This window comes from Sciscionella sediminilitoris (genome assembly GCF_000737195.2).
Taxonomy (GTDB): domain Bacteria; phylum Actinomycetota; class Actinomycetes; order Mycobacteriales; family Pseudonocardiaceae; genus Sciscionella; species Sciscionella sediminilitoris.
This window is the reverse complement of sequence record NZ_JALM01000064.1, coordinates 59,534-66,496: the sequence shown is the minus strand read 5'-3', so window position 1 is coordinate 66,496 and position 6,963 is coordinate 59,534. Positions and strand designations below refer to the sequence as shown.

Annotated in this window: 7 protein-coding genes; 2 read left to right on the top strand and 5 right to left on the bottom strand. The window is 68.3% G+C overall.

What is annotated here, in order from left to right; translation table 11 throughout:
• Positions 1-160: 160 nt before the first annotated feature.
• Entirely contained in the window at positions 161-346 is a 186-nt protein-coding gene (locus AD72_RS23455) for a DUF7455 domain-containing protein (protein WP_031468728.1), read from the bottom strand.
• A 237-nt stretch (positions 347-583) separates the two neighbouring features.
• Positions 584-2,062: an amino acid permease gene (locus AD72_RS23450; protein WP_031468727.1), complete on the bottom strand. Its 1,479-nt coding sequence runs from the start codon at positions 2,060-2,062 to the stop codon at positions 584-586.
• An 84-nt stretch (positions 2,063-2,146) separates the two neighbouring features.
• On the opposite strand from AD72_RS23450, the gene AD72_RS23445 reads away from it, so the two are divergent.
• On the top strand, positions 2,147-2,740 hold the full coding sequence (locus tag AD72_RS23445) for a DinB family protein (RefSeq protein WP_231644940.1): 594 nt from the start codon (positions 2,147-2,149) through the stop codon (positions 2,738-2,740).
• 51 nt (positions 2,741-2,791) lie between these two features.
• Here the strand turns inward: AD72_RS23445 and AD72_RS23440 are convergent, their stop codons facing one another.
• Both AD72_RS23440 and ppgK read right to left on the bottom strand, forming a co-directional pair.
• Entirely contained in the window at positions 2,792-4,135 is a 1,344-nt protein-coding gene (locus AD72_RS23440; RefSeq protein WP_031468725.1) for an RNA polymerase sigma factor, read from the bottom strand.
• Positions 4,136-4,343: 208 nt separating this feature from the next.
• A complete protein-coding gene (gene ppgK / locus AD72_RS23435; protein ID WP_031468724.1) occupies positions 4,344-5,105 on the bottom strand; it encodes a polyphosphate--glucose phosphotransferase in 762 nt (253 codons plus the stop codon).
• Between the two features lie 99 nt (positions 5,106-5,204).
• Here ppgK and AD72_RS23430 point away from each other — a divergent pair, with 99 nt between their 5' ends.
• Positions 5,205-6,023: an inositol monophosphatase family protein gene (locus AD72_RS23430; protein WP_031468723.1), complete on the top strand. Its 819-nt coding sequence runs from the start codon at positions 5,205-5,207 to the stop codon at positions 6,021-6,023.
• Between the two features lie 3 nt (positions 6,024-6,026).
• Here the strand turns inward: AD72_RS23430 and cei are convergent, their stop codons facing one another.
• Positions 6,027-6,683 carry an envelope integrity protein Cei gene (gene cei, locus AD72_RS23425; RefSeq protein WP_082469115.1) on the bottom strand — a complete coding sequence of 219 codons (657 nt, stop codon included), beginning with the start codon at positions 6,681-6,683 and terminating at the stop codon, positions 6,027-6,029.
• Between the last annotated feature and the right edge of the window lie 280 nt (positions 6,684-6,963).

Genomic DNA, 6,963 nt, shown 5'->3' with positions numbered 1-6,963 from the left:
TCTTCGAGCTGTTCCGCCGACCGCCATGGCCTCGGCGGAACAGCTCGAAGAGCGGATCGCCACCCTGCGTTCCTGGTAGGAGCGCCCCGCAACGACACGAAGGGGCGGGAACCCGAGGATTCGGGTTCCCGCCCCTTCGGCACGGTCGTACCGCCTGCGGCTATTCCTCGCCGCGTTGGATGTCGGCGTCCACCGAACGCAGTTTCGCGTCGTGCTCATTGGCGTGGTGGCCGCAGAACAGCAGCTCCCCGCCGGACGGCAGGAGCACGCGTACCTTCGCGGCCGCTCCGCACCGGTCGCAACGGTCGGCAGCGGTCAGTTCGGGGCGGGTGAGTGTGCTCGGCATGGTGGATCTCCCTCCGTCCCGGCACTCGGGTGAGTGCCTGGTACCAACAGCGGCGCCCACGCGGCCCTGCGATCTCGGTTCGCCGGTTCCACCGTGTCGCTGCTTCTACTCTTGCAGACGCATCAGAGTCCGCAAGTGTTCCCGCGTACTTGGGATGCCCGTCACTTCCCGATTGCCCAGCTAGTGGCGGGGGTTAACCGGGCAGGTCGCGGTGCAGGTCACGGGCGTGTCGCGGGGTCAATTCCCGGCATCCGGACGGATCGAGTTTGCTGACTGCGAACGCTTCGAGAGCACCGAATGGCGCCTGCCGTACGCGATGTAGATCACCAGTCCGGCTGCGAGCCAGATGCCGAACCGCAGCCAGGTGAGCATGTCCAGGTTCAACATCAGGTACAGGCACAGCAGTGCGGCGATGATCGGGATCACCGGCGACCACGGCACCCGGAAGGACCGTTTCAGGTCCGGCCGTTTGCGTCGCAGAATCGGTACCGCGACCGCGACGATCAGCATCGCGGACAGCCCGCCGATCGAGACCATGTCGGAGAGCTCGCTGATCGGGATGAACGCGGCGATGGCCATGATCACCACGGCGGCGATGATCGTGGTCCGGTGCGGGGTGCCGAGGCGCTTGTGCGGCTCACCGAGCGACTTCGGCAGCAGCCCGTCGCGGGCCATGGTGTAGCTGGTCCGCGAGATGGTCAGTAGCTGCACCATCATCACCGAGGTCATGCCCGCTATCGCGCCGATCCCGATCAGCACGCCCGCCCAGCCGAGGCCCACCGAGTCGAATGCCACGGCGAGCGGTGCCGCGTCGTCCAGGGTGCGGTAGCTGACCATGCCGGTGACCACGAAGGCCACCCCGACGTAGAGCACCGTGCAGATCGCCAGCGCGCCGATCAGGCCGATGGGCATGTCCCTGGACGGTTTCTTGGTCTCCTCGCCGAGGTTGGCCAGCGACTCGAAACCGGTGTAGCCGAAGAACACGATCGCCGCGGCGGTGAGCAGCCCGCCGAAGCCGTACACCGCGGGCTCGATGCCGAGCGCGGCCTGGATGAGCGGCTGGTGCAGTCCGCCGGGACTGCCCGCGGCAGGCGGGGCCGAGGGCGGCACGAAGGGGCTCAGATTGGCTGCCTTCACGAAGAACGCGCCGACCGCGATGATCAGCACGCAGACTCCGACCTTGACCACCACGAGCGTGTTGGTGAACCAGGAGGACAGTTTGATGCCGAGTACCGCGATCGTCGCGAGTACCGCCTCGATGAGTACCGCACCCAGGTTGAACGGGGCCTTCTCGCCGAACAGGGAGGTCGGCAGGTCGAAGAGGTTCTGCAGATAACCGGACCAGCTGCGGGAGACCGTCGCGGCGCCGAGACCGAATTCCAGGAGCAGATCCCAGCCGATGATCCAGGCGAGCGGTTCGCCGAGGGTGGCGAAGGCGTAGGTGTACGCCGAGCCCGCGGTCGGCACTGCCGAGGCGAGCTCGGCGTAGCAGAGCGCGGCGAGCGCGGCGACGATCCCGCCGATCACGAAGGAGAGCGTGATCGCCGGACCGGCGTGCTCCTTGGCCTGGATTCCGGTGAGAGTGAAGATCCCGGTCCCGATGATGACGCCGATACCGACGCCGACGAGGTCGCGCGCGCTCAGTCTGCGTTTGAGCTGACTCTTCTCGCTGCGCGCTTTGACGTCCTCGATGGAAAGGGTACGCATGAGCGGCATTCGGTCACCCTAATGCGCTACCCCACGCCGCGCGCCATTCATCGGTAGGTTTTTTCGTCATCGTTGTCTGGCATGCTGCGCTGCGTGAATGAGGCACTGCGGAAAGCTGAATTGCACCGCTATCTGCGCACCGCCCGCGAGGTTCTGCTGTGGAAACTCGACGGCCTTTCCGAGTACGATCTGCGCCGCCCGCTCACCCGGACCGGCACGAACCTGCTCGGCCTCGTCAAGCACGTGGCCACCGTGGAGACCGGCTACCTCGGGGAGGTGTTCGACCGCCCGTGGCCGGAGCCGATGCCGTGGGCCGAGCCGGATGCCGAACCCAACGCCGATATGTGGGCCACCGAGCAGGAGTCGCCCGAGCGGATCGTGGCGTTCTACCGCGGCGTATGGGCCCATTCGGACGCCACGATCGCCGCGCTCGACCTGGAGGCGCCCGGCCGGGTGCCGTGGTGGCCGCCCGAGCGCGGCGCGATCAGCCTGGAGATCGTGCTGGTGCACGTCATCGCCGAGACGAACCGGCACGCCGGACACGCCGACATCCTCCGGGAACAGCTCGACGGGGCCGCGGGGCTGCGCGCGGACAACGACAACCTCGCCCCGGGGGACGAGGCGTGGTGGGCCGGGTACCGGGAGCGACTGGAAGCGGTGGCGCTCCGGGCAGCCGGGCGGACATGAGTCGGCGCCGCCCCGGAGCGGAGCGGCGCCGTGCTCGAGCGTGTCCCGGGCTCAGTCCAGGTAGTCGCGCAGCACCTGGGAGCGCGAGGGGTGGCGCAGTTTCGACATCGTCTTGGACTCGATCTGCCTGATGCGCTCGCGGGTCACCCCGTAGACCTGGCCGATCTCGTCCAGGGTGCGCGGCTGCCCGTCGGTGAGCCCGAACCGCAGCCGGACCACGCCTGCCTCGCGCTCGGACAGCGTGGCGAGCACGGACTGCAGCTGGTCCTGCAGCAGGGTGAAGGAGACCGCGTCCACGGCCACCACGGCCTCGCTGTCCTCGATGAAGTCACCGAGCTGCGAGTCGCCCTCGTCGCCGATGGTCTGGTCGAGCGAGATCGGCTCGCGGGCGTACTGCTGGATCTCGAGGACCTTCTCCGGGGAGATGTCCATTTCCTTCGCGAGCTCCTCCGGGGTCGGCTCGCGGCCGAGGTCCTGGAGCAGCTCGCGCTGGATCTTGCCGAGCTTGTTGATCACCTCGACCATGTGCACCGGAATACGGATGGTGCGCGCCTGGTCGGCCATGGCACGGGTGATCGCCTGGCGGATCCACCACGTGGCGTAGGTGGAGAACTTGTAGCCCTTGGTGTAGTCGAACTTCTCCACCGCGCGGATCAGGCCGAGGTTGCCTTCCTGGATCAGGTCGAGGAAGGCCATACCGCGCCCGGTGTAGCGCTTGGCGAGCGAGACGACCAGCCGCAGGTTGGCCTCGAGCAGGTGATTCTTGGCCCGCTCGCCGTCCCGGATCACCCAGCGCAGGTCGCGCCGCATCTGGGTGGGCAGTTTCTCGCCCGCCTCCTCGTGCTGGCGGTGCCGCTCGGCCGCGTAGAGGCCGGCCTCGATGCGCTTGGCGAGCTCGACCTCCTGTTCGGCGTTGAGCAGGGCGACCTTGCCGATCTGCTTGAGGTAGGCGCGCACCGAGTCGGCCGATGCGGTGAGCTCGGCGTCCTTGCGCGCCTGGCGCAGCGCCTCGGACTCTTCCTCGTCCCAGACGAAGTCACCGGATTCGGCGGCGGTCTTGTCGTCGATCTCCTCTTCCTCGACCGGCGTGTCGAGAACGATGTCGACGACTTCGAGGTCCTCGGCGTCCGGGGTCGGCTCGCCCTCCGGATCGGCCTCGCCCTCGGGACCGTCCTTCTTGGCGCCCGCGTCCTTCTTGGCGGGTGCCTTCTTGGCCGGCTTCTTGGCCGTGGCGCTCTTCGCGGTCGTCTTCTTCGCGGGAGCTTTCTTCGCGCCCGGCGCCGTGGAGACGCCGTTCGCGGCTGGCTTGCTTTCCTCCGACGCTGCGTCGGCTTCCGCTGCCGAGTTCTTCTCAGCGGTGCTGGCGCTCCTGGTCGCGGTTTCTGCGGCTGCCACTTACGCCCTTTCGCAACTGATCTGCACGGTGTAACCGCACACGCCGTTTACCTGACGGCTGTGAGGATCGGGGGTGTTCGCGTTCCATTGTAACGACACATCTGGCGGCGTACCGTCGCCAGCTCGCCCATCGGTGGTGCGGACTACCCGCCGAATGGGGGATTGAACATCCGTCTCCCGTGCGTATGCAGGGCAGATGTTGTTGCTGTCAGTGTTTGTGACCAAAACTCGCCGCATCCGCCGCGCCGACGATTCCCGCGTCGTTCTTGAAGCTGGCCGGGATGATCTCGGTACGGATGTCTAGCAGGTGCAGCCACTTCTCGGCCTTCTTGCTCACCCCGCCGCCCGCGATGATCAGATCCGGCCAGACGAGATCCTCGAACACCCGCAGGTACTTGGAGACGTGGTGCGCCCACTTCTCCCAGGACCAGTCGTGCTCCTCCTTCGCGGAGGCGGCCGCGTGCTTCTCCGCGTCGTGCCCGTCCACCTCGAGGTGCCCGAACTCGGTGTTCGGCACGAGTGCCCCGTTGAGGAACACCGCGCTGCCGATCCCGGTGCCGAAGGTGAGCAGCACCGTCACGCCCTCGCGCAGCCGCGCCTCGCCGTGGTTGATCTCCGCGAGGCCCGCGGCGTCGGCGTCGTTGAGCACCGCGACCGACTCGGTGCCCAGCCCGAGTTGCTTGGCGAACAGGGCGCGCGCGTCGAACCGCATCCAGTCCTTGTCGATATTGGCCGCGGAGTAGGCCACTCCCTGCTTGATGACCGCGGGAAGGGTGACCCCGACCGGGCCCTTCCAGTCGAACTCGCCGACGACCTCGGCCACGACCTCGGCCACCGCTTCCGGCTTGGACGGCTGCGGGGTGGGGATGCGCACCCGTTCGCCGACCCGCTCGCCGGAATCGAGGTCGACGACGCACCCTTTGATGCCCGAGCCGCCGATGTCCACGCCGAACCCGTGATTCTCAGCCATAACCAAGGTGCCCTTTCAACCTTCTCGATTCAGATTCGATCCCAGGGACGATACAGCGCCGGATGTCCGTGACCCGCGCTGGTGTGGTCCGATGAACGCATGGCTGATTCTCGAACCCCCGACGCGGGTGAACTGCGCTCGGTCGCCGTCACGGTCGCCGGTGCCGCGGCCGAGCTGGTCGCGGGCATGCGCTCCGGTCCGCTGCGCTTCGGTGGTGGTGTCGACTCGAAGAGTAACGAAGTCGATGTGGTCACCGAAGCGGACACCGCGGCCGAGCGCCTGGTGCGCGAACGCCTCGCCGCCCTGCGACCCGGTGAACCGGTGCTCGGCGAGGAGGAGGGCGGGAACCTCGACGAGGCCGAGGCCGTCTCCTGGGTGATCGATCCGATCGACGGCACGGTGAACTACCTCTACGGCTGGCCGATGTACACCGTCTCGCTGGCCGCGCAATGCGGGGGAGAGGTGCTGGCCGGTGCCGTGGTCGACGTCGCGGGCGGCCGGGTGTTCAGCGCGGCGAAGGGGCACGGGGCCACGCTGAGCCTGCCCGGGGAGGAGCCGCTCACGCTCGGCCTGACCGGGCCCGACCGGCTCGCGGTCTCCCTCGTGGCGACCGGGTTCGGCTACGACCCCGCCAAGCGGGTGCGCCAGGCGAAGGCGCTCACCGAGCTCATCGGGCGGGTGCGGGACTTCCGGCGCGGTGGCTCGGCGGCCTTCGACCTGTGCGCGGTCGCCGCGGGCTGGGTGGACGCCTTCTACGAGCGCGGGCTCAACCGCTGGGACTGGGCCGCGGGCGCGCTGATCGCCCGCGAGGCGGGTGCGGTGGTGCGCCTTCCGGAACACAAGGAGGAGCTGCTGTTCGCCGCGGCCCCGGGAATCGCCGGGGAACTGCACGACGCCCTGGTCGACGCCGGAGTCTGACCTCTAGCCGCAGGTCGAGGTGTCGCGGGCCTTCTTGATCAGCCCCGGATCGACCGTACCGTCCCCGTTCCCGGCGGCCTTGAGCTGATCGAGCACCTTGCGGCTGGCCTCGCTCGGGCGCAGGTCGTCGAACTTCTGGCCGATCACGAAGTTCACCCCGGCGTCCTTGCGGTCGTCGCGCACGAGCTGGGCGCACGGATCGACCAGGCTGAGCGTGCGGGCCGCGTTCTGGCCCGCGGGGCCGAAGCGGATCTGTCCGTGGCAGTCGAGCGAGCTGGACTGGTAGGCGGGATCGTTCGTGGGCTTAGCGCCCTGGGGGAAGCCCAACTGCTCGAGGATGGTGCCGACCATATTGGCCTGACCGCGCTGGCTGGAGGCGTTGAGCACCTGGACCGTGACCTGGCCCGGCGGGGTGGGCTGCACCTTGTCCAGCTCGGTGGGGGCCAGCGGGGTGCCGATGCCCTTGGGCACCGTGCAGTCGGCGACCTCGCCCTTGTCGCCGCTCGAGGTCACCGCGGTCACCCAGACGACGATGGCCACGATGCCGAGCAGGACCAGGATGGAGATCGCCGGCAGTGGGCGCCGCTTGCGGTACCCCGGACGGCGTCCACGCGGCTTGCCTTGCCCACCACTGCGGCGCACCGTGTTACTGGCAGCCACCCGGTTGTCCTCCTCGTTGTCCGGTAACGCTGGTTGTGAATCGCTCCTGGCGAGACCATTCTGGCGACCAGCCTAGGAGCTTGCCCCGATTATCGTCGCCCGTGAGCGTGTCGCGGGAGGGTACCCGCGCGCCCCGCCGCGGGCGATCGGCCTGTTCAGATGACGTTCCGGGGGTGGGGTAGGTTGCCGGGGTCAGGGGACCGGGTTTCATGACTGTGCGGCTTACCACGTTTCATGCGCTGAACGGGTGAATGAGGAAGCGTGCACAGGTGTTCATCGG